The organism is Flavobacterium sp. Flavsp81 (assembly GCF_059491325.1).
In genome coordinates, this window is record NZ_CP168505.1 from 922,954 (window position 1) to 946,444 (window position 23,491).

The 23,491-nt window shown below is 39.1% G+C and carries 16 protein-coding genes; 7 read left to right on the top strand and 9 right to left on the bottom strand.

Features of this window, described 5'->3' with window-relative positions; translation table 11 throughout:
• Positions 1–3: 3 nt before the first annotated feature.
• Positions 4–771, bottom strand: a complete 768-nt coding sequence (locus ACEN92_RS04005; RefSeq protein ID WP_495641085.1) for a ParA family protein — start codon at positions 769–771, stop codon at positions 4–6.
• Between the two features lie 743 nt (positions 772–1,514).
• Between ACEN92_RS04005 and mobA the strand changes: the two genes are divergently transcribed.
• The 3 genes from mobA to mobC all read left to right on the top strand — a co-directional run bounded on the left by mobA (position 1,515) and on the right by mobC (position 5,365).
• A complete protein-coding gene (gene mobA, locus ACEN92_RS04010; RefSeq protein WP_495641086.1) occupies positions 1,515–1,952 on the top strand; it encodes a conjugal transfer protein MobA in 438 nt (145 codons plus the stop codon).
• Positions 1,953–1,954: 2 nt separating this feature from the next.
• The gene (mobB, locus tag ACEN92_RS04015) at positions 1,955–3,244 is read left to right on the top strand and encodes a conjugal transfer protein MobB (protein ID WP_495641087.1); all 1,290 of its coding nucleotides are present in this window, start codon (positions 1,955–1,957) and stop codon (positions 3,242–3,244) included.
• Between the two features lie 102 nt (positions 3,245–3,346).
• Entirely contained in the window at positions 3,347–5,365 is a 2,019-nt protein-coding gene (gene mobC / locus ACEN92_RS04020; RefSeq protein WP_495641088.1) for a conjugal transfer protein MobC, read from the top strand.
• A gap of 119 nt (positions 5,366–5,484) precedes the next feature.
• On the opposite strand, the gene ACEN92_RS04025 is transcribed toward mobC, so the two are convergent.
• The 8 genes from ACEN92_RS04025 to ACEN92_RS04060 form a co-directional block, all read right to left on the bottom strand.
• On the bottom strand, positions 5,485–10,884 hold the full coding sequence (locus tag ACEN92_RS04025) for a helicase-like domain-containing protein (RefSeq protein WP_495641089.1): 5,400 nt from the start codon (positions 10,882–10,884) through the stop codon (positions 5,485–5,487).
• A complete protein-coding gene (locus ACEN92_RS04030) occupies positions 10,871–11,308 on the bottom strand; it encodes a DUF1896 domain-containing protein (protein WP_495641090.1) in 438 nt (145 codons plus the stop codon). Before ACEN92_RS04030 ends, ACEN92_RS04025 begins: the two co-directional genes overlap by 14 nt.
• Before the next feature lie 164 nt (positions 11,309–11,472).
• Positions 11,473–12,354 carry an ORF6N domain-containing protein gene (locus tag ACEN92_RS04035; RefSeq protein WP_121321445.1) on the bottom strand — a complete coding sequence of 294 codons (882 nt, stop codon included), beginning with the start codon at positions 12,352–12,354 and terminating at the stop codon, positions 11,473–11,475.
• The gene (locus ACEN92_RS04040; protein WP_495641091.1) at positions 12,344–14,437 is read right to left on the bottom strand and encodes a type IA DNA topoisomerase; all 2,094 of its coding nucleotides are present in this window, start codon (positions 14,435–14,437) and stop codon (positions 12,344–12,346) included. The genes ACEN92_RS04035 and ACEN92_RS04040 overlap by 11 nt, the downstream gene beginning before the upstream one ends.
• A gap of 6 nt (positions 14,438–14,443) precedes the next feature.
• Positions 14,444–15,862 (bottom strand): DUF3945 domain-containing protein, encoded by a 1,419-nt coding sequence (locus ACEN92_RS04045; RefSeq protein ID WP_495641092.1) that lies wholly within the window; start codon positions 15,860–15,862, stop codon positions 14,444–14,446.
• Positions 15,863–15,943: 81 nt separating this feature from the next.
• Positions 15,944–16,252 carry a helix-turn-helix domain-containing protein gene (locus tag ACEN92_RS04050; RefSeq protein WP_495641093.1) on the bottom strand — a complete coding sequence of 103 codons (309 nt, stop codon included), beginning with the start codon at positions 16,250–16,252 and terminating at the stop codon, positions 15,944–15,946.
• Between the two features lie 227 nt (positions 16,253–16,479).
• Complete coding sequence (locus ACEN92_RS04055) at positions 16,480–17,331, bottom strand: RteC domain-containing protein (protein ID WP_495641094.1); 852 nt, start codon at positions 17,329–17,331, stop codon at positions 16,480–16,482.
• Positions 17,332–17,432: 101 nt separating this feature from the next.
• Positions 17,433–19,859 (bottom strand): aminotransferase class I/II-fold pyridoxal phosphate-dependent enzyme, encoded by a 2,427-nt coding sequence (locus ACEN92_RS04060; RefSeq protein ID WP_495641095.1) that lies wholly within the window; start codon positions 19,857–19,859, stop codon positions 17,433–17,435.
• 245 nt (positions 19,860–20,104) lie between these two features.
• On the opposite strand from ACEN92_RS04060, the gene ACEN92_RS04065 reads away from it, so the two are divergent.
• The 4 genes from ACEN92_RS04065 to ACEN92_RS04080 all read left to right on the top strand — a co-directional run bounded on the left by ACEN92_RS04065 (position 20,105) and on the right by ACEN92_RS04080 (position 23,462).
• Positions 20,105–20,488 carry a DUF7793 family protein gene (locus tag ACEN92_RS04065; protein ID WP_495641096.1) on the top strand — a complete coding sequence of 128 codons (384 nt, stop codon included), beginning with the start codon at positions 20,105–20,107 and terminating at the stop codon, positions 20,486–20,488.
• A 45-nt stretch (positions 20,489–20,533) separates the two neighbouring features.
• Positions 20,534–21,469, top strand: a complete 936-nt coding sequence (locus ACEN92_RS04070) for a helix-turn-helix transcriptional regulator (protein ID WP_495641097.1) — start codon at positions 20,534–20,536, stop codon at positions 21,467–21,469.
• 90 nt (positions 21,470–21,559) lie between these two features.
• On the top strand, positions 21,560–23,098 hold the full coding sequence (locus ACEN92_RS04075; RefSeq protein WP_495641098.1) for a MauE/DoxX family redox-associated membrane protein: 1,539 nt from the start codon (positions 21,560–21,562) through the stop codon (positions 23,096–23,098).
• 91 nt (positions 23,099–23,189) lie between these two features.
• The gene (locus ACEN92_RS04080; protein ID WP_495641099.1) at positions 23,190–23,462 is read left to right on the top strand and encodes a DUF6520 family protein; all 273 of its coding nucleotides are present in this window, start codon (positions 23,190–23,192) and stop codon (positions 23,460–23,462) included.
• Positions 23,463–23,491: the final 29 nt, after the last annotated feature.

Consider the following 23,491-nt stretch of genomic DNA (forward strand, 5'->3'; position numbering starts at 1 on the left):
AATCTACAATTTTGTAATTTTTAAAAATTCGTGTATGAACAGGTCTAATTGACACACTTTCATCAAGCGTTCATCCGGAGGCAATATGGTGGAACGGAAAACGGTTTTGCTGTCCACTTCACTTTCTTTGCGAAAACGTGTGCTGTTCTTGATTTGGCTTTGCATAAGGCTTAAACCTAATTGTTCAATAAGTTGGTTATAAACTTCATACAAAGGCGTGCTTTCCCTGCCGTCAACCTGGTTCCAGAACAGGTTAATAGTTTCTATGGAGGTTTCCCCTTTTTTCATAATCACATCCTGCAAAAGCTGTGTGAAGATTAGTGTACTTTCCATTACTACACGGTCAGCCGTGATCGGGCTAAAAATGTGGTGCATTCCCGCCAATGCTTTCAGGATACCGGGCGTGTTAACGGTTCCCGGCAGGTCAAAGAATACAATATCAACCGGCGTGGGAGAATCATTCACAAACTCTTGAGCTGCTTCCAATACGCTGTCCGCTTTGTATGGCATAATGGGATAGGCTTTTTTGTTGATGGTAGTAAACTGTCTATACGCCAGCTTTTTCAAAGCTTCGTTTTCCATTACCATTGCCAAATCCCTTGTCTTCATTTTCACAAGACTATGCTGTGGAAAATCTGCATCAAATACGGCTACGTTGTAGCCCAAACGATAGTGCAGCACACTTGCTAGAAGGGTTGTAAATGTACTTTTACCAACACCGCCTTTTTGAGAAGAAAAGGCGATAAACAAAGGTTTCTTTTTTGTGTTCATATTTTATAATTTAAAGTTTATATATCCTAGCAATACAGTTTTGGAGGCCACACTGATTTCAAGCTTACTATTTAGCAGGGTAGCTGTCAGGGCTGCCGGCCGACATTTATGATTGCCTGCTTTTTTTAAGTACAGCATCACTGCATTCACCCCTGTATCTAGTCAGGCGGGAATTCCATCTTACTTCTGTTCTTTCATCCCTTCATCCCTTCATTCAGGATAGTCTCACGGCCAGCCGTCACGCTTTCCAACATTTTCGCATTGTTACGATCTTGCATTCTTGCAATCATGAAAGCCAGATGATATGCAATCTAGAATGTGCCCAATACACTTATCGTGAAGTACAGGCTGATTGTCCTCCTGCCAACATTCAAACACAAAGGACTAATCATTTTTGTTGCACTCTATGGGTGTGGCATTGCTTGTCGCTCAAAGGAAGTGTTTAGTACCTATTCATATTGCAATCCTTTTATAAACAGGGATTTACTTTGTGAAATAAATTTTTATTAAAAGATTTATGCAACGACTTATGAATAAACGGAGAATAACGGAACGGCTTCGAGCCGTTTTCCTTGTTACATTTAATCCGTCCCGAAGGGCGGATTTTTGTGTTCACCAGAACACGGCAAGTTGTGTTTTGAGGCACTCTAAAACGAGTTAGTGCCTCAAAACAACTTGCCTGGCCGGGGGCTGAAAAAACCTTCCGAAGTCAGGTTTTTATAAAATTTAATAATGGATAAATAATGAAGGAGAACAATAACAACAAAAAACACAAGGGTGGACGCAAGCGCAAAAGCGATCCAAGCATCCATCGTCATGTATTTCGTCTGACAGATACGGAAAATGCCAAACTTTTATCGCTTTTTGAAACATCGAGTATTCCCAACAAAGCAAAATTTATCACCTCGCTGCTGTTCAGCAAGGAGATGAAATCGATTAAAATTGACAAAGGAACAGTTGATTTTTATATGCGGTTGACTTCGTTTCATAGTCAGTTCCGCTCCGTAGGGGTGAATTATAATCAGATTGTCAAGCTATTGTACCGTCATTTTTCCGAGAAAAAGGCGGCGGCTTTTCTCTACAAATTGGAAAAACAAACTGCTGAAATGGCGACACTATGCCAAAAAATCGTCCAAATAACTGAAGAATTTGACGCAAAATATCTGAAAAAACAGCCTTAGAAATGATAGCAAAAATCGGAAGAAGCGCAAATTTATACGGAGCTTTAGCCTACAACCAGCTCAAAGTTGAGAATGAAAAAGGGGAAATATTGTTTGGCAATAAGATAATTGAAACCGCTAGCGGTCTTTATTCGGTTGCGCAATTAGCCCAATCTTTTGCCCCTTACCTGATAGCCAATCGCAATACCGAGAAACATACGCTGCATATCTCGCTTAATCCCGATCCGAAAGACAAAGTAAGTAATGACAGGTTTATAGAAATGGCAGAAACATATATGCATGAGATGGGTTACGGACAGCAGCCTTATGTGGTGTTCAAACATACTGATATTGACCGCAGCCATATCCATATTGTATCGGTGTGCGTTGATGAACATGGCAAAAAGATTTCGGATAGTTATGAGAAAATGCGCTCTATGACCGTCTGCCGTGAACTGGAAAGGAAATACGGATTGATACCAGCAACAGATAAAGAGCATAAACAGATAGACAAGGTTTTCCGTCCTGTAGATTATAAGGCAGGTGATGTTAAAAGTCAGATAGCTTCAGTAGTTCGTCACCTGCCTAATTACTATCAATTCCAAACTTTAGGAGAATTTAATGCCTTGCTTTCTCTTTTTAATATTACCACCGAAAAAGTGCAGGGCGAGTTGAAAGGAAAAATGCAGCAGGGTTTGTTATATATCCCTTTGAATGAAAAAGGCGAAAGAGCCGGACATCCTTTCAAGGCTTCTTTATTTGGAAAGAATGCCGGACTGCCGGCTCTGGAATTGCATTATGCAAAATGTAAAGAAACATTAAAAGACCACGTGGCAAAGCCGACCATTAAAGCTGTCGTTACCATTGCCGTGCAATCAACAAGTGACGAAGAGGCTTTTAAAAAACGGTTAGGGGAGCAAGGAATTAACGTGGTAGCACGGAGAAATGATACAGGACGAATTTACGGAATTACCTTTATAGACCATAATTCTAAAACAGTGTGGAACGGTTCAAGATTGGGCAAAGAGTTTTCGTCCAATACTTTTAATGATTATTGGAACAACAATATCGAACCTGAAATAAAAGGACAGGTTAAACTACAATCGAAAATATCGACATCAAATAGTACAGATCTTCCAGCAAATGAACCTCATCATTTGTTCGACTTCCTTAATACTGCCGAAAAACATGACGAGAATTTGTTTGATGCATTTGGTGGCTTATTTCCAGAAGCTCAAGGGGAAGATTACCAAGAGCAGGATTTTGCCAATAGATTGAAGAAAAAGAGAAACCGCAAAAGAGGACAGAAATAAGAATTCAGCCAAACACTGCCACACACTGCCTATGACTTCTACATTGAAATAGCCTAGCTGCACAGCTTTTAAATTCATGCCCGAACATTAAAATTTAAAATAATGCAGGGAGAAGATGATTTAAGAGGATTAGCCAAAATTATGGCTTTTATGCGGGCAGTAAGTATCCTATTGATACTGATGCACATCTATTGGTTTTGCTACGGTTACTTTATAGATCGGGGCTGGACACTGGAGGTAATCAACAAAATATTAGGCAATTTTCAGCGTACCGCAGGATTGTTCTCGCATACTCTTTATACCAAAGTATTTGCCTTGGTGTTATTAGCTTTAAGCTGCCTTGGATCAAAGGGCGTTAAGAACCAAAATATAACCTGGACTAAAATTTATATTGCTTTGGCAATTGGATTTGTTCTGTTTTTTCTGAACACAGCTTTATTAAAGCTATCAGTCAATACCGCTACAATTTCTTATATCGTTACAACTGGTTTAGGTTATATCGCTTTAATGGTTGCCGGAGTCTGGATGAGCCGATTGCTTCGTAATAATCTCATGGACGATGTTTTCAATAACGAGAACGAAAGTTTTATGCAGGAAACTAAATTGATGGAAAACGAATATTCTGTCAATCTTCCCACGAAGTTTTACTACAAAGAAAAATGGAACAATGGGTGGATTAACATAGTCAATCCTTTTCGGGCAACGATCGTTTTAGGTACTCCGGGCTCAGGAAAATCATATGCAATCGTAAACAATTATATCAAACAGCAGATTGAGAAAGGTTTCTCAATGTACATCTACGATTTCAAATTTGATGACCTTTCTACCATTGCATATAATCATTTATTAAAGCACAGCGATAAATACAAAGTACAACCAAAATTCTATGTCATCAACTTTGATAATCCCCGAAAGAGCCATCGTTGCAATCCGCTTAATCCTGATTTCATGACGGATATCTCGGATGCTTACGAAGCAGCATACACGATAATGCTGAACCTCAATCGTAGCTGGATACAGAAGCAGGGTGATTTTTTCGTCGAAAGCCCGATTATCCTTTTGGCTGCAATCATATGGTATCTGAAAATTTATGACGACGGTAAGTATTGTACGTTTCCACACGCTATTGAACTCTTGAATAAAAAATACTCAGACGTATTTACGATTTTAACTTCATATTCCGACTTGGAAAACTATTTATCGCCTTTTATGGATGCCTGGCAGGGAGGCGCACAAGACCAATTACAGGGACAGATAGCCTCTGCAAAAATCCCTTTGTCAAGAATGATTTCGCCACAACTTTATTGGGTTATGACAGGCGATGATTTTTCATTGGACATTAACAATCCCAAAGAGCCTAAGATATTATGCGTAGGCAATAATCCTGACCGACAAAATATCTACTCTGCCGCATTGGGATTGTACAATTCGCGTATCGTTAAACTTATTAACAAAAAGGGCCAGTTGAAAAGTTCGGTTATCATAGACGAGCTGCCGACCATCTATTTTAGAGGATTGGATAACCTTATTGCAACCGCCAGAAGTAATAAGGTGGCTGTTTGTTTGGGCTTTCAAGATTATTCCCAGCTTACAAGGGATTATGGCGACAAAGAGAGCAAGGTAATTCAGAACACCGTAGGTAATATTTTTAGTGGCCAAGTGGTCGGAGAAACTGCAAAAAGCCTGTCGGAACGATTCGGGAAAGTATTGCAGAAAAGGCAGAGCATGAGCATCAACCGCAACGATACATCAACTTCAATATCAACTCAATTGGACAGTCTTATACCGGCTTCCAAAATATCCACCCTGACACAAGGCTTTTTTGTTGGTTCTGTATCGGATAATTTTGATGAACGCATCGAGCAGAAAATCTTCCATGCTGAAATTGTCGTGGATAATGAAAAGGTTGCTTCAGAAACTAAAGGATATCAACAAATACCGGAAATCTTATCTTTTATTGATGAAAAAGGGAAAGACAATATGAAGCAGGAAATTGAGGGCAATTACAGGCAGATAAAAACGGATATTGTACTGGTTATACAAACCGAATTGGAACGTATAAAGAATGATCCCGATTTAAAGCATTTGGTACAGAAGGAAAGTGGTAAAAAAAGCGAGTAAATGAAATTCTAGCTGAAGTCCGCAAAATGGCCCCGTTCTTTCTTTGACCAATCTTAAGCGACTAATAGCAGAAGTATTATCATAGTGTTTCGAATTAAGGATGGCAAAAACTTTATTTACTACAATAGCCCACGGGAAACATTAATGCCACTTGTACGTATGATATCCTCCGAAATGTGTGACGTTTGCTTTTGTTTTTCGCTCTGTTCGACAGGCTCTTCTCTGGTTTCAGGAGTTAGGGACAGCTGTATCTTTCGCTCAATAGCAGCAAGTTCAATTTTAAAATCACTCAGTCGGCTTTCTTTAGACCAAGTACCGTTTATCACTTCCTGAAGTATCGGCAGATCTTTCTGTATTTCGTTAATCTTCTTTTTTTCCAGCTCTATATAGCTTGGTAACTTCTCCAGTGCGTTAAGGAAGTTCATAGCAGCCAGCTTTTCATCTTTAGCGATTAAACCGTTGTTATAGGTATATTTAATATTACTCTCACCTTGTATCAAAAATCGGTTTACTCGTTTATCCAAATCTTCTTTTTCGGACATTTCTGTTTTGACCAAAAGCGTAAATCCGTACAATGTACCGATTTCTTCATATTGACCTCCTGTACGGGCTTTCTCAGCAATCTCGTTGAGCTTCGAACCGATCTGTTTCGTATCAGCATTGGCAGGCAAACACTCTAATTTCAAAGGATTTTCGATAGTACCATCGGGACATTTTTGAATTCGTTGCTGTAAGTTTTCCCAATCAAGACTCATTCGATTAAAACGGGATTGGGTGCTTTCAAGTAATTCGTTGTAATCGCGTAGCTTGTATTTGGCACTGAATTTAGACCGGTTAAACGCTTGTTTTTCACTTTCTAACCCTCCAATCTGTTTTTCCAGGTTAGCTTTATCCAAAAGATCGGTATTCCCCGAGAGGATAGCTACGTATTCCGAGAAGTTCATTCCAGATTTTTCGTCCATACTGCCTTCGTCAATAGTCCGTTTGCCTAAATTGTTGTTTTTTAACTGGTCTATAAATAGCTGTTTATTGTAAAGCAGGTTAAACTTATAGCTGTCCAATGATTTTTGAACTGCATAGATAATGACATCAACTTTATTGTCTCCAAAATATTTAGCAATATCATTGCCTTTACGAACAGCACGACCATCTCTTTGAGCAAGGTCACTAGGTCGCCACGGCGTATCCAGATGATGAACGGCAACAGCTCTTTTCTGTGCATTGACGCCTGTTCCGAGCATACTTGTTGAGCCGAACAGCACACGGATTTTCCCCTCGTTCATTCCCTTGATAAGTTCCTTGCGTTGCTTATCGGTCTTAGCTTCCTGTATAAACCGAATTTCGTTTGATGCTATCCCGTGGTCTTCTACAAGCTTACGTTTGATTTCGGAATACACATTCCATTCGCTCGGCTTGTAGGTTCCCAGATCGGAGAAAACGAACTGTGTTCCTTTTTGCGCATTGTATTGGTTGTGATACTTTGCTATGTTTGCTGCGCAATGCGAAGCTTTGTTATCAGGGTGATCATTATATTTCCCACTTACCATACGCATATCAAGTGACATCTTGCGAGCATAGTCCGTAGCGATAAGCATTTTCGCTTTTTCTTCGCTTGCACTTAGCTTTGGCCTTCCTAACAATTCGGCATTTCCTGTTTTGGCAAACTCCATCAGGTTTTTGATAAATTCTTCTTGGTCTGGTGTAGGAGGAATGTTATATAATAGCTCATTCTTATTGGGGCGGTCAATTCCTATATCTTTTGCCGTCCGGTAATCCGTGATTTCGGAATAAAATTGAGCGAGCTCCGGTACCTTGATAAAATAGCGGAAACGTTCTTTTGCCACTATATTGTTAGCAACCGAAAATTCATAATCGGTCGTTTTTCTTGCATAGATAGCCGCCCATGAATCAAATGAGTGAATACCTTGTTTTTCCATTGCTCGTGGTCGCAGGTATTTGAATAACAAGTATAGTTCAGTTAATGAATTGCTTATAGTTGTACCTGAAAGAAAGGTTGCCCCCATATCAGCATTGATGCGTTCCTGAATAGTACGTATAGCAAATAAAAGATTCATTGCCTTTTGGCTTCCATCCACATTACCCAATCCGGCAACTCTTGTATGTCTTGTGTTGAACATCAGGTTTTTGAATTGGTGACTTTCATCCACGAACAAATGGTCAATACCCATCATCTTAAAGTCAACTATATCATCTTTGCGGTTTTCAATATCGTGCTGCAGGGTTTTAAGTTTGACTTCAAGGTTTTCTTTCCTCTTTATTACTCCCGCAAGCATACCTCTTGTAATTTCCTTTTCTTGCGACTGCAGTGCGTCAAGGTTACGCTCTACGCTATCCAATTCTATTTCGAGAATTTCCTTTTGCATTTCCGGCGATTGCGGAATCATTCCAAATTGGTCGTGTGTGAGGATGACACAATCCCAATCATTGTTTTTAATATCCCCGAAAATTCGCAGGCGTTTTTGGGGTGTAAAATCTTCTTTACCCGGAAACAGGATTTTAGCATGTGGATAGGCAGTGCGGTAAGCTTCGGCAATTTCGTGAACGTTGCTTTTTAGCCCGATAATCATAGGCTTATTGGCTAACCCCAAACGCTTCATTTCCTGTGCAGCCGTACACATTACTAGCGTCTTTCCTGCGCCTACTTCGTGGTCGCATATAGCGCCGTTGTTGAGCTTTATCATCCAAACAGTGTCCTTTTGGCTGGAATACAGGTCTTCAATGCCCAATGCTTTGCGGTCTAGTCCCGGAAAATCCTGATAGCTTCCGTCATAGCTTGGTCGGACAAAGCAGTTAAAGGTATCGTTATATTGATCGGTCAGCATATTTTTAAACTCATCGTTTTGGGCGTGAAGCCATTCGTTAAAAGCAGTGCGGATTTCATCAATTTTGGTGTTTGCCATTTGTATGGCTTCCATATCGCGTACCTTGACCTCTTGGTCGCCAACCATTATTTTTTTGGTAATGTCCGGCGTGGTATTGAGAAGGGCGTGTTTGAGAAGGGTTATCCCGTCAAACGTGCGGCTTTCAGCTTTGACAGCATATTTTTCCCGTATATGCAAATTCCCCTGATGGCATTTTACCGAAAAGTCATCGGAGCTTTCTGAGTAATTTATATGTACATCTGCATCGAAAAGATGTGAAGCAAAACGGGCATAAAGGCCGGTGGGTATCCAGCGTTCACCTAAATTAAAATCGAGTTCCTCAAATTCGATACGTCTTGGACGGGATTCTTCCAAAACGGTAAGGCTTACTTTGGCTTGGCCATCTGCAGGATTGATTTCGAGGTAGGCTTTGACCTCTTGTGTTTTTTCAACCACGTTTCCTGCAATCCAGCGTTCGGATATTTCATATTCCCTTTGCAGAGGATTGTAGTAGATACGCCCGGATAATGCATCTTTCAAAACATCGTCCGTCATACCACTGATTTCGCACATATAGTCCAAATCCACCCTTCCGTATTTGTTCAGCGACGCCGATAGCGCTTCTTCAGGATTCTCTGCTGTTATTTTTAAGGTTGAGAAGTTTACAGGACGGCTGAATATATCGGCTTTGTGTACAACACCGCCAACTACACGTTCCAAATAAGGGATTTCCTTGCCCGCGCTGTCTGTTTTAATGAGCTTGATATTATCGGTATTATTAAGGCTGCCGTATCTTTTGACGAAAGCATCATAAAGGCAGTTAAGATTTTCTCTTTCTTCTTTTTGTTCAGTCTGAAACGTTGCTTCCTTATTGTAAAGCTGTAGATAAACATCACGTACAGCTATGTATTCTTCGGCTCTTGCTTTCTGTAACGCCGGCAAGTTCAATGGGTGGAAAAGAGGAACACTTCCTGATGTATCTACAGTTTGCAGATGACCCACCCAACCATTATCTACAACAAGGCAGTCATTACGATGGAACGACTGCAGTTCCCCGCTATACATAGCAGGTTCGGGAATAACTGGTAAATCAGCTAGACCATTACTACTAATACTGGAAAAAAGGTCTCCAGTAGCTACCTGCTTGTTTTCGTCTGCTAAGTTATTTACACTTCTAAGTGATGGAGTGTAAGGTTGCTGCATCGCACTGAAGAGGTCGATTTGCCGCCCTGCCGCACGGCTGTTTTTTTTTGTATTCTGCCTTTTAACTTTGGGTGTTCTTTTAGGTTCAACAGTTAACATTGCAGGTTCGTCCTCATTTTCGAATAGGTCAAAAATGCTTAATTGTTTTAATTCCGGCAGGCTTCCCCGATTGGTTAGAGAAATTGCAACAGATGACGATTTTTGTTGATTGCTCACAGGTTCAAATGCTGCAGCTGTAACGGCTATTTCACCCGGAATTTTTGCTGTATATTCTGCGTTACTTTCACTTTTATACAAACTAAAATTCAGGTGCATTCCAAAATCATCAGAAAGCATTTGTTTGAGGTCTTTGGCAATTCCCTCAAGGCCTTCTTTATGCGTATAGATTACTGCAGGCTGCCCATAGGCGTCGGTATCTAATTTACGTTCGGTATGCACAACTCTTGTACTGTCCTGAAAGAGTGCATTGCCTGGTGTGTTGTACTCTGTCTGCCTGCTTTGACAAAACTGATCTTCCCTTTGGGTCAGACTTTTCTTTGAAGTATTCTTTTGCAGGATAATCAAATCACTTCCAACCGCTGTTCCGGCGTAATCCGAAAACAAATTGTTGGGCAGACGAACAGCCGAAATCAGATTACTATCCTTCATAAGCGCCCTGCGTATCGGCTCATTGTACGGGCTGTTGAGAATGCCCTGCGAGGTAATGTAAACAAGCAGGCCGGCCTCACGTAGCATATCAGTACCTTTGAGAAAAAAGTAGTTGTGAACGCTTCGCGCTGCCTGTACTTTTGCACTGTCCTTGCTTCGGGAGTAGGAAAGGTCGAAAACCGAAGTGTCACCAAAAGGTATGTTACTGGCTACTACATCATAGCTGTTTTGTTCTTTTTCTGGGATATCTTCAAAACCAGTAATGCGGATATTGCTTTCTGAATAAAGCTGTTTTAAAATCTTGCCCGTTAGCAAATCTTTTTCATAAGCAGTGACATTGGTTTTTTGATTTTGTGTAAAAGATTGTATGAATGACCCGATACCGGCGGAGGGTTCTAGGAATTTATCAATGTTCAGACCGCTTTCACGCAAGGTTGCAGAAATGGCATCTATAGCCTGTGGCGGTGTATAAAAAGCCGTCAGAACAGAACTTTTCATACTATCCACATACCTGCGGTATTGCTTTTCGTCTTCTGAATTTTCTTTGAGTAGTTGATGGAGTTCCTGCGTAATCGGGAAAAGATCGTGTTCTGTTTTTCTCCAATTATTGATGTCTATTTCGTTCGCCACAGGGTTCAATACGAATTTAAGACCGCCAAATCCGCTGTATTGCATCATTAGCAGTCTTTCACCTGCGGTGGCTTGCCGTTTCTCCTTTTCCAGTTTAAAAGCAATTCGCAGGGCATCAATGTTCTGTTGGAGATGCTGCTTTTTACTGAAGCCCATTTTCCTGTATCCATATTGCGATGGTTCCGGTTATTTCCGTATAGAGCAAGTCAAACTCATTAGTGTATGCAAAGTCATCGTTTAGCTCGTAACTGGAGAAAACAGTCGCGCAGACCGGAAACATTTTCAGTGCAAATGGTCGCAGTTCCTCGTCTGCCATTATGGTATCAAACTCATGGCACACGACCTGAAAAACAGTGTCAAATCTGGAGAAATGTAGGTTTTCAAACAGGATGTAATTCGCTATTTCGCCACATTGCTCAATTGTGTTTCCCGACTTAAATGCGCTCTCATAAGCATTGGCAGCAAATAAGGAACGCTGTTCAATAAACATTTGATCAGTAGCTTTTTCGGGGAAACTGGTATTTAGTAGTTCTTGCAATCGTAAGCTGAAATACGATAGGTCTTTTCGCTGTGTATTCATATTATAATTTTTTTAGAATTTGCATTAAGCCTAAATTATAACAACAGGTAAGAGACATAGCTGAAGCTGAATACTTTGGCATTGTGAGGCAGGATTTGTCAACAAGAATGCTGCTGTAATGCCCGATAGGAACACAAAACCCTCTGAATTTTCAGAGGGTTCATTTAGGAATTGTGCAAGATCTGCAGCATTCTGCCAGCCTCAATATCCATTCTTGAAAAGGCAAACCATTTTTTGCCGAGGTCTTTGAGCGAGGCTCCGATGTGATAGAGTTCAGTATTGTCAATTATTAAAAAACGGTCGTGAGCATCAGGGAAAATTTCGATTTCAATCCGAGGATATTGATTGTTGTATCGCTGCACATCCAGTCGTAGCTGATTGCTGATGTTCTTGGTATAGATCGTCGCGCTAACATCATTGTTCCGCTTACCTAATAAAGTTAGTACGGTGTCATCTACATAATTATCAAGCAGGATGATTGAACTTTTGGCAGTTCGGATAATATCGGAAACAAGGGCATAGGCATCAAAAACCTGCCCGTTATAGAAAATCCCTTTTTCACTATGGAGCTTATCATTTTCCAAAGCCTTAAAAATTTCTTCAAATTTTTGGTCCGCTTCTAATTGTTTGAATTCAATCTTATCTAATCGATGAAAAAGAGAGGCGTTGCTCATAAGGATTCTACGCATTTCTACAAAGGCTTCCATAATTTCTACACTGACCTTAACGGCAATGTTAGAACGGAGTATAGCAGATGCCATTGCAACACCCTGTTCCGTAAAAACATAAGGTAAATAGCGTCTTCCACCGTAACTCAAGCTTGAGGTTCCAATTTGGAACCTCAAGATTTCGGCTTCCTCTTCGTTTAGTTGAAAGCAAAACGATGCAGGAAACCTTTCTATATTCCTTTTTACGGCTTTGTTTAGATTCTTTGTTTCCACCTGATACAAGGAAGCAAGGTTGCTATCCAACATCACTTGCTTTCCGTTTATGGAATAAATCAGATTTCTGATTTCCGTAGTGCTAATGGTAGGTTTATTTTCCATTACTTGGAAAGCTTTTGTTTTTGGCAAATTCAAAGGTAGTTTTGGCATTATCGTTCAGTACGATGTACGCATCGAATTTCTTTCCTGACCTGCTTTTCATTCCTTTGATGAGTGAAGTTGTACCCTTGCAGACAAGACTTTTAATATTGTCTATACTGATTTGCGCACCGCAGACATTGCGGAACTGCATCCAGCTGCAAGTTTCTTCAGGACACTTCACGATTTTGTCACGTATGATAAGCTGTTGGCTTTTACATTTGGGACATATGAGGTCTAGCAGATTGTTTTTTGCAATGGGAATTTGCAACAATTCATTGACAATAGATGTAGCGTAATTTTCCATTTGCTTTTGAAATGTTCCGGCATCCGATTCGTTGTTTTCGATTTTTTCCAATACGAGTTCCCATTGAGCGGTCATTGCCACATCTGCTATCTTTTTGTCTTTTACCAATTCATATACTAATAATCCCTTTTCGGTTGGTACCAAAGATTTCTTTTCCCTATTTATGTAATTACGGGTGAACAATATTTCGATAATTGATGCCCTTGTAGCTGCAGTACCAATACCTAAATTTTGCAAAATCTTGCGTTCACCTTGATTTTCGATATCATTTCCGGCACTTTCCATAGCTGACAAAAGGCCTGCTTCAGTGTAAAGCACAGGAGGTTTGGTTTTCTTTTCCAGAACGGAAGCTTCTTTTATTTTAAGTTCATCGTACTTTTTCAACTCAGGCAAATCCATTAAATGCTCTGTATCATCATCAAGGAAACTGCCGCTAATGGAACGCCACCCGGATTCTATAATTTTACAGCCTTTTGATGTAAAATCATAATGCAGTACCTGTAAGTCGACATCAGTTATCTCTTTGATACAGGGCTCGGTAACGGCTTCGAGTAATCGGAGAGCAATCAAATTATAAACCGCATTTTCCTTTGGATTCAGCGCTGATGGGATTTTATCGGTAGTTAATAATCCATGATGGTCAGTAACACGCAAATCGTTGACGATATGTTTATTAAAACGGCGCCATTTTATTTGAGATAGGTTTTGTTTAATATTTTCCTTCTTTTGTAAAGCTCTTACAAGGTGGGGAATTTCTGCCCACAAATCTTCGGGAATGTATTTGCTTCCGGTCCGTGGGTATGTGATAAACTTCTGTTCGTAAAGGCTCTGGGTAATGTTAAGGGTTTCTTCGGCCGAAAGGTTTAATTTTTTATTGGCTTCTTTTTGCAGGCCGGTAAGGTCGAACAATAGAGGTGGCTGCTCTGTAACGCTTTTGGTCACTTGGGATGTAATTATTGCCGTTTGGTTTCGCGCAATGGCTTTCAACACATCAGCGGCTAATTTTTTGTCTTCCCATTTGATTTTTGAGATACTTTTAAAATCTATCATTTCTTTGTTATGGGACAACTGTATCTGCCAGTAATTTTTTACTTTGAAACTAGCGTTTGCAATATAGCGTTTGCATATTAAAGCCAATGTAGGTGTCTGCACTCTTCCGAGTGAATAAACCCCGTTAGCTGCTGCAATGGAGAGTGCTTGTGTGGCATTGATACCCACAAGCCAGTCGGCACGGCTCCTGGCTTGTGCTGCCTGATATAATCCGTCAAATTCTTTTCCGTGTTTGAGATTATCAAAACCTAGTTTAATAGCTTTTTCGGTAAGGGAGCTTATCCAAAGTCGCTTAAAGGGTTTATTGCATTTCAAGTATTCGTATATGTACCTAAAAATGAGTTCGCCCTCACGTCCTGCATCGGTGGCAACAATAATATTATCGCTGTTGTCAAAGAGCTCTCTTATGATTCTCAGTTGTTTTAGCGCTCCTGTATCTACAGATTCCCCTTGATTTTTACTGAACTTTCTGACAGTCAGTAAAAAAGGGTTTGGAAGTATCGGCAGTGATGCTTTGTCAAATCCTGTGATGCCGTAATCTTCGGGCATTCCTAATCCTACAAGGTGGCCCAGTGCCCATGTAACAAAATAGCCGTTACCTGTCAGGTAGCCATCTTTTTTTTCGGTGGCTCTGATTATAACGGCTATTTCTCTTGCTACACTAGGCTTTTCTGTAATAATTGTTATCATATCTTATTACATTTTAGGCCCTTTTGATTTAGCAGGTGCGTTTGATTCTTCTTGTTGCTGCTGTTGTTTGTTGTCATCGGGATTTGTTTGTGCTGATTTTAATGGCTCTTGTATGTTCTTGGTAGCTTCGTTAGTTTTGCCTTCGGAATTGACAGCAGTCTGTGTTTTATGGGCTTCAGAAGGTTTTATTTGTTCTTTGATTTTATCTGGATTTTGGAATGAAAAATCTGTTTTATTGGTTTCTTTGTTGTAGGTGATATATCCATTATATTCTTTTCCTTTTTTATCCACTAAGCCGCTGATATAAACCGTGTGACCATCTTTGAGTTTTTGATATTGATCATTATCGAGTTCTTTATCTCTAAAGTTTTTTGGTGCTCCCTGCGTCTGGTTCTGCTTGTTAGGATCATTTCTGTCAAAGAGAAATTCAACAAAACGTTTGTCTGCATTAAATTGCACAGATGCATCAAATGCAGTACCTTTCTTTGAAACCATACCTTCCAATGTAAGCGGTTTGCCTTCAAATAAAGTTTGTTTTTGCTCTTCGCTTAGTTTTACACCTTTAATTTCATCGGGAATTTTAATGAAATCTGTGCGCAGTGCGATTACCTCATTGGTCAGCCTGTCTATACTGATAATGGAAGGCATGATCTCATTGTTTTTCGGATTGGTGAGATTCACTACGCGTCCCATATTGCCCGTTTGCATTAGATTGTCTTTATCTTCCTTGCTGAACTCGTGACCGAAAAAAGGATAATTCAGATTAGGTTCTTTTCGGATACCATGAATGGCCAATACGACCTGTCCTTCGTCGTTTTGCTTAAGCGATAAACGGGCATCCATTCTTGTAACTGCAGTACCAAGATTAAGACTTACCGGTACAAGCTCATTTGTTTTGTATCCTTTGAGTAGCGGATCAAGCAAGCTCATTTTTTCAAGTTTTTCTTTACTTAAACCCAAATGGTTTAATGTTTCCCAATCGATCTGTTCCGGTTTGTATTTGTATTCACTTGATTCCGGATTTGTTTGTGCTGTTTCCATATTATTTTCATTTTTTTGATTATGCTCTTTAACTTCATGTTGTTTCATTAATTGTTCACCTTCAGATGTCGGACGATCAATCTGTTTCTGCATCTCTTTTGAAGTATCAACAGCCAGCAGAGCAGGGATTTTGAAGAACGAAAAATTAGTTGGGTCCTTCAGCTGGCTGAAAAAATTTGAAAAGAAATTTGAAAATACATCTCCCTGCTTGTCTACCCGCATAAACTGATTCTGATTTTTGTTGGTAGGTTCAACGGTTTCCAGATTACCATCTTGGTCAATGCCTTTTACCGCTAGGATTTTCTTTTTTTCTTTATCGAATACCAACAGTATATCCGATAATTCTTCGGGAGTGTTAAATGCATCTTTAGTTTTTTCGCTCATAATTTTAAATTTTAGATTCATATGCGAAATTAAAAGGTGAAAAGGTGCTCACTAAAAGCTGGAATCTATTGGCGCTATTTTTCACTCTCTGGCATAGTTTTTTGGCTTTCGGACATTGATGCTTTCTCTAATGAACTGGTGTACATCTGATAACTTATAATATATTTTTCCACTGATGGTATAGTAGGGGAGCTTGCCGATTGATCGGTAGCGCTGGAGTGATCTTCCACTTATTTTAAGCATCTGCAATATATCCTGATTATCCAATAGCTCTTCGCCGTCAACACTTCCGCGTTTTTTTTCAAGTTCACTGATATGCGCGCTCAAAAGATCGAAACGTTCTATAATTCGTTCCATCCAGGAAATGAATTCCATTCTGTCTATATTCATGGCTGTGTGTTTTACATTAGTGATGCAAAATTGCTACTGGCAAAAGTTTTTCATTGCCAATAGCAGCCAATGTAAAATGTTGTTTTATGAAAATTTTAACTGAATAAAAAATTAAGATGAGTTGCTGATTTACTGGGATAATTGAGCATATAGAAGTAATTACATACCAGTAGCCATTTGATGCCAATTGCACCTCATTGGCAAGAAAATTGCAAGTTTTAAAAAAATTAGACCTCTTTTTCCATGTGCTGTTTAAGCGATAATTTCAGCTGATCCAGAAAAATACTTTTGCTATCAGCCCTGTCTTTCATCCGATGGTAGGCATGATGTACATCACCGAGCTGGATCCTAAAAAGCAACTGGAAAACCATACTGATTTTACGGATGCCGGCTTTTCCATGAGAAATACTACCAGATGCATGAAGTGCGTAAATTAATTCGATCAGAGCATTCTTTGAATCTGTCCAGAAAAAATCTCTGTTCGCTACATTTCCGTCTGAAAAAATGGTGGCCTGCTGGGTGTCAGGTTCAATTTTAGAAACGAGATAACTGTTAAGCAGTTCGTTAGCAATTATACGCGCTACCTTATAATCATAATAGGTAGAAAATTGAGTGTCAATTTCAAAAACAAAACTATTAACTCCTTCATGAAGGTCTATTTTTCCTCGACAAAAGAAATGATGGTCCCATTCGGTTCTTCCCGTGCGATAATAGCGATAAAAATCTGTGTTATAAAAGTGCTCTTTATACTCCTGCTTGAGGAGATTAAGCTCATTGGAAAAATATTTATGATGCATTTTTCCCGTTACAACCGGACAGGATGCTTCAATTCGGAAAACTTTATTATAGAAAATAAGTTTTCCTAGTATTTGGGGTTTGATAATTTTAAAAAAATTAATCTCTTCATTTTCATCGGAGAATCCTTTTTCTAAAACATTTTTTTTAACCGTACAAAGCAAGCTTCGAAGAACGGTAGTCATGTGGTAGGATTTTTCAATTATATGTTCAGGATCTAAGCTGAATTCCTGTTCTGCTTTTCGAATAACCTGAAGGGCGTTCTCACATGTAGATCTTATCATGGCAACAGAATTTTGATTTATTTGAACAAGGAAAAGTGAGGGCAGTTATGCCCAAATACGGTATGACGTTACTTTTCGTTGGAGAATTTAAATATATTATATCAGCGCGCGGTATTGGTTTCATTCTGCAGTGTCTGCATCAGTTCCATAGCGTAGTTGTCCTTGGCTTGTACGTAAGCGACCTTCGTTATGATGGAAGCGCCAAGTTTTTTCTTCTCAAAGCTTGCCGATATACCGAAATCAATTCGCTCAATTTCAAGCTCTCGCGCTCTTTTGATCGTTTGGTATAAAAGCTGTCTGTATAGATTGAAACCTTCTCCGGCAATATAGTCCATGCCGATAAGTTCAGGCACATATACATTTCCTGAATTTTTATAGCAAAACATTATTCCAACGAAATTCTTTTCAACTGCATTTTTAAGGGTCAGAATTAAGAACTCCCAGTTTGGAGAGCTGTTCATATTTTCAAATACTTGTCTGTTGTATGTGAAGGTATTTATGGCTAGGTTGCGATCCTTTACATTGCAGTATAGCTCGTAAGCCCTGTTTATTTCTTCTTGATTGAGGCAATCCTTTATTTCAACATCGTAGAATTTTTCGTATGGCAATATTTCCCTGTTGTAATGCTGGCGTGAACGGGTTGAAAGCAGGGAACCATAATTCTCAATTGTGGAGCAGTTTTTATTTTCAATAACACAGGATTCTGGCATATCAATCTGGAAATACCCTTGGTTTCTAACCATTTCATCCCATTTGAATCCATTTTCAAAATCACGCAGAACGACCATATCAGCCCCTAAGGAATTGTATGTTTCTTCCATCTTGTTCAATAGCATTCGAAATGATTGCTCGGCCAGAGGATGACTCTGGTCAATATAACAGTGCATCCCCTCAGTGAACAACGAGCCAGTACTTAGTACTTTGGAAGTCATATACATGGGCTCTGTTTTTCGAATTTCTTCAAGGTGCCTTGAAACTGATTCTGTAGACAGCATATCATCTTTCCAGATCCCGAATGTGCAGAACGTCATTAAAACAACTTGCATGTTTTGGTCCCTGATTATATAATAGAAGAAATCCCATTTATTGGCTTTATCCTGGCTGCGTGAGAAAGTACGCTCCAGATACTGCATTCCAGCCCAATCAAGAATATTGTGAGTTCCCAAATACTTGTTCCATTCCTGCTTGTCGATATTTTCTATTGTTGTTTTCTCTTCAATAAGCAGAAGTTCTATCTGCTCCTTTTTAGCAGGGAGTTTGTTTCTGAGATCCATTCTAAAAGCCTGCCGTATCTTTTCATCACTGCTTCCGGTTTCTTCCACGGCTTTCTGGAAGTGGTGATCCATTGCACGGGCAAGATCTGTTATATCTTCAATTTTATTATGCGCAGATATCGTGATACGGATCCCGGTGTTTTTTATAGGTACTGCCGGATAAATGCCAAGGTTGAGATAAAATCCATCTGAGAAAAGGCGCTTGGTAAAATTATAAGCAGTAGCTGGGGTGCCCATTCCAAGAAAAAAAACTGGAGAATCATTATCAGACACTAGAGGCAGGCTGGAGTTTGAAAGTAGCGTGCTGAAATGTGCTGTTTTTTTTGCAAGTTGAGCTTGGTGCTCGTAGATTTCTGCAGAAAGATGTATGTCACAGGATGCAATTGCAGCGGCAACTGATGCAGGTTCAAGCTGAGCCGAGAAGGTAAGAGGACCTCCAAAAGTTTTGATCTTCTCACGTAATTTACGATCGCTACAGAAAAATGTAGCACCGCTGGCACCAAAAGTTTTGCTCAGCGTGCTGACAACAACAATATTTTCTTCCAGTGTTCCAATGGCATCGAAGATAAAACCAGTACCGTTTTGTCCTTTCCAGCTCATTCCATGTACATCATCAAAATAGAGGTGGAGCTGCGGATATTTTCGAGCAAGGTTCAAAAGATCCTGTACTGGTGCATAATCACCGTACATAGAATAAACACCGTCCGCCATGTACCAGATTTTGCCCGATTTACCGCTGAACATTCGAATTTTGTCTTCAAGCATTTCCAGATTGTTATGGCGTACCATCTCGACAGGTATTCCCCTAAGCTTAAGAACCTGACAGGCATTCTGCACACTCCAATGCACCTGATGGTCGAGAATTACTGCATCTTCATCCCTTATCAAAGTTGGGATAATTGCAATATGTCCAAGGGTACTGTTCTTGGTTATGATGGGTGGTACACCATAGATCTGTTCTATCTTGCTTTCCAATTCAGCATATAGTGGATGCGAAAGATAAGTTTTAGAAAGAGGGAACTGCGTCCCGTAATTTCTTATTGCATTTATTGCAGCCTCTTTTAACCTTTCATCCTGTTCGAGTCCTAAATATCCCGTTGTGCCAAAATGGAGCATTTCGTTTCCGTTAATTTTTATGGTCCGGCCATTTAAATATTCACCTTCTGTGTATAGGTGTAGCATTCCTTGATCCTTTGCACTAGTAAAAACAGTGTCTACTGTATCGATAAAATTATTGTGTTTGATTTTTGCCATCGCTTATTAAATTTTTAGGTTTAAATCTGTGTTTTTGTAATTGTCTGAAAATTAGACACCTAAAATTCATTATAAAAATCGAAAGCGCTTTTACTTGCAGATATTTTATTCCCATTTTGGCAAGGGTAATTCCCGATTTGACAACAAATTACAGTGTTTTGCAAGAAATAATCCATATTTGACAATGACAATGTTTCTAAATCTTTATAATTTTGTTAAATTTCAAGTTTAAAAACAAACAGGTCATGATTGCCTCACATGAATCTTTTGAGAATCAAAATGCAAGGTTTTGGATTGAAAAAGGAATCCTCTTTTTCGAATATAAACCTAATACTGCAATAGATTTGCAAGTCGCTATGCGCGTGGTTGCAGACAGGATTGCATTTCAAAATGACAGGAATCTTCCTGTATTTTGCGATACCAGGGGAATTGCCTCAATTGACAAAGCAGCCCGAGACTATCTCGCAAAATCTGGATCACTGCTTGCAAAAGCAGTCGCTCTCATTGGCAGTGAAAATGTTTCCATGACTATGAGCACTTTCTATCTTGAAATCAGCAAGCCGTCTGTACCTACGCGAATTTTTACCGTGGAGCAGGAGGCATTAGATTATCTAAGGGATTTCGTTTAGGATCACTCTTAGACAGATAGACACAAGTATTAAATATTAACACAAATGAAAAGCCCTCACAACCGCCAGCGGATGGTATCGATGCACAAGATGTTATTTGAAATGGCAAGGGGCAATTTCAATAACCAAATCCCTTTGAGCAGTTATGACGACGAAATTGAAACCTTAGTCGTCCTTGTCAACATGGTAGCGGAAGAACTTAAGGAGTCCGCTTTTCATTCAGGTTTTGTCAATCCATATATTACTCACAGGATGGTGACACCTGCAACTTTTATCCTAGATGAAAATCATTCCATCAAAGATGTGAATCAAGGGGCGTTGAAAATTTTGGGTTATGATTCGATAGAGATGCTCAGTAGGCCAATACAGGAATTTTTACTGGATGATTTCACCGAAATGACTGATCTGGAGAGAAAAGCACTGGAGGAACTTCTTCTATCAGGTGAAATCATTACGCTAAATTTCATAACATATAAAAAACTGATAGTAAGTGCAGAATGCTCAGTATCAAGATTGTCTGAAGGTAAGTTTACAGTACTCAGCTTCATAGCTCCCTTTCTCCAGCTTGATGACGCTGTTCCGGAATCTTACGAAACAAAAGTGCAAAAGCAGCATAATTTTAGAAAAGCCGATGCGCGCCTGATGCAACGAGTTTACGATTACGTACTTGCGAATTTGGCGGAGCCTTTGCCTTCAATAAAGGAAATTGCTAGACTTTTTGGTACAAATGATTTTAAACTCAAAGATGGATTCCGGTATTTTTTCCATACAAGCGTCTACAAGTTTTATACCGAACAGCGGCTTAAACGGGCTTACCTAATGATTGAGCAAACTGATATTCCTTTGAAAAACATTTCGTTTATGAGCGGTTTTAATAGTTATCCTAACTTTTCCAAATCATTTAAAAAACAATTTGGGATCTCCCCAAAAGAAATAGGCCGAAACAAAACAGGTGATTTTTTTTTAATCGAAAAAGATTAATCCTTTCTGAGTAATACTCGCTCCCGATAATATAAGTGTTATTGATATGTAATTCAGAATTTTACATTGTTGAATTCAAATCGACTTGTTATGATACTTAATAAAAATAAGGGATTTAAAAAATACGTAGTTGAGGTTATCTGTCTTTTATATATACTTCTTTTTGTATATGCCGCTGTGAGCAAGTTGTTGGATTTTGAAAATTTTCAGGTTCAGCTAGGGCAGTCTCCCCTTTTGAGTGTTTTTGCTGTTTGGGTTTCCTGGCTGGTGCCTTTTACAGAACTGCTGACGGCCGTATTTCTTGTAGTGCCAAAACTGCGTACTCTAGGTCTTTTCATAGCCTTAAGTCTGATGACGATGTTTAGTGTTTATATTTTTATAATACTGCATTTTAGTGATTTTGTTCCCTGTTCATGCGGGGGTGTTTTAGAGAAGATGAGCTGGAATGCGCACCTTGCATTTAATGTAATATTTATTATACTCGCGTGCATTGCGCTTATTCTAAGAAGACATATAGGTACAATTTCCGCATTAAATTTGCCCCCCATAGTTACAGGTAAAGTTATGATGGTAAATGTTTTGTTAAGCATTGTAGTTATTGTCGTTTTATTTATTATCTCCGAAGAGAGTATTCATAATAAAAACCCTTTCATAAGAAGGTTTCCCCAGCATCCAGTTATGTTTGAAAGAAGTATGGATTTAAAGTTCAATTCCTACTATTTTGCTGGCTTCAGCAATAACAGAATTTACCTTGGCAATTATACCACCCCTCTTAAAATTTTATCTATGGATTCCAGATTGCAGGACAGAACAACCATAAAGGTAGTTTTTGATTCAAAGAAGCTTCGTTTTACGATGGTTAAAATCAAGATAAGTGACCCGGATTTTTATTTAATGGACGGTACCGTTCCAGTTTTATTCAGTGGGAAAACCATGGATTGGAAAATTAACAAAGATTTTAAAGGACTTCCATATTTTACTTTAGCGGAACCCGTTGACAGCGCCACTGTTATGATCCGGGCTGGTAACGGCAAAGATGGTTCACATACACTTGGTGTTTATAAAGAATATAAATCCCCTGCCACCCGATATAATTCAAAACTTCTTCAGACACAGATAGACGGTATATTTGATACAGACGGAATGTTGCTATTCAGTAATAAGCTGAATAAAATGGTTTATGTTTATTATTACCGCAATGAGTTCATTGTAGCAGGAACCGATGTCGCTCTAGTTTACCGTGGACATACTATAGATACTATTACAAAAGCAAAGATAAAGGTAGCTTATCTTAAAAATAGCACAATAAGAAAGATGTCAGCACCACCATTAATTGTCAACGCACATGCAGCGATATCAGGAAATCTCCTTTTCATTAATTCCAAAATACAAGGTCAGTTTGAAGATGAAAAGATATGGAAACGCACATTTATTATTGATGTTTACGATTTGAAAAAAAAATCTTATTTGATGAGTTTTTCGGTTGATAAAATTGAGAATAAAAAGCTTTTGTCATTTTTTGTTACCGATGATCACCTGTATGCATTAATGGAGAATGAACTTGTCGTTTACAAGTTACGCGATATTATAAAAAAAGAGATAAACGGTGTCATAGATAACAAATTGTGACAGCAGAAAATATATCGGCCGATATCAGGAAAATAGATCGAATACCTGTAAAAAAAAGTAGGTCAGATTTTTTAATTTAATATTTATTATTATGAAAAATTCATTTTTGAAAAACATGGTTCCTGCTGCAGTTATTGCTTTGGGAATCTCGGGAGCTTTTGTAACAACTTCAATGCAGAGTGTCTCCAACAGCAGTACATTCAGACCTGCCTATATTCTAAATGAGGATGATGAATGCGAGCCGGTAGAAGTTCCTTGTAATGACACAAGTGGGACGATTTGTCTACATAGTGCTTCTGGGCAGCAAGCCTTTGATGTAAATGCTCAGGGCAATTGTAATGTTACGCTGTACAAACAAAATTGATGTATTTAACAAATGAATGCAACAAAGGT

Bases quoted from the DNA above. Each gene is read 5' to 3' on its own strand.
- ACEN92_RS04005 (WP_495641085.1), bottom strand. From the start codon at position 771: ATGAACACAAAAAAGAAACCTTTGTTTATCGCCTTTTCTTCTCAAAAA.
- mobA (WP_495641086.1), top strand. From the start codon at position 1,515: ATGAAGGAGAACAATAACAACAAAAAACACAAGGGTGGACGCAAGCGC.
- mobB (WP_495641087.1), top strand. From the start codon at position 1,955: ATGATAGCAAAAATCGGAAGAAGCGCAAATTTATACGGAGCTTTAGCC.
- mobC (WP_495641088.1), top strand. From the start codon at position 3,347: ATGCAGGGAGAAGATGATTTAAGAGGATTAGCCAAAATTATGGCTTTT.
- ACEN92_RS04025 (WP_495641089.1), bottom strand. From the start codon at position 10,884: ATGGGCTTCAGTAAAAAGCAGCATCTCCAACAGAACATTGATGCCCTG.
- ACEN92_RS04030 (WP_495641090.1), bottom strand. From the start codon at position 11,308: ATGAATACACAGCGAAAAGACCTATCGTATTTCAGCTTACGATTGCAA.
- ACEN92_RS04035 (WP_121321445.1), bottom strand. From the start codon at position 12,354: ATGGAAAATAAACCTACCATTAGCACTACGGAAATCAGAAATCTGATT.
- ACEN92_RS04040 (WP_495641091.1), bottom strand. From the start codon at position 14,437: ATGATAACAATTATTACAGAAAAGCCTAGTGTAGCAAGAGAAATAGCC.
- ACEN92_RS04045 (WP_495641092.1), bottom strand. From the start codon at position 15,862: ATGAGCGAAAAAACTAAAGATGCATTTAACACTCCCGAAGAATTATCG.
- ACEN92_RS04050 (WP_495641093.1), bottom strand. From the start codon at position 16,252: ATGAATATAGACAGAATGGAATTCATTTCCTGGATGGAACGAATTATA.
- ACEN92_RS04055 (WP_495641094.1), bottom strand. From the start codon at position 17,331: ATGATAAGATCTACATGTGAGAACGCCCTTCAGGTTATTCGAAAAGCA.
- ACEN92_RS04060 (WP_495641095.1), bottom strand. From the start codon at position 19,859: ATGGCAAAAATCAAACACAATAATTTTATCGATACAGTAGACACTGTT.
- ACEN92_RS04065 (WP_495641096.1), top strand. From the start codon at position 20,105: ATGATTGCCTCACATGAATCTTTTGAGAATCAAAATGCAAGGTTTTGG.
- ACEN92_RS04070 (WP_495641097.1), top strand. From the start codon at position 20,534: ATGAAAAGCCCTCACAACCGCCAGCGGATGGTATCGATGCACAAGATG.
- ACEN92_RS04075 (WP_495641098.1), top strand. From the start codon at position 21,560: ATGATACTTAATAAAAATAAGGGATTTAAAAAATACGTAGTTGAGGTT.
- ACEN92_RS04080 (WP_495641099.1), top strand. From the start codon at position 23,190: ATGAAAAATTCATTTTTGAAAAACATGGTTCCTGCTGCAGTTATTGCT.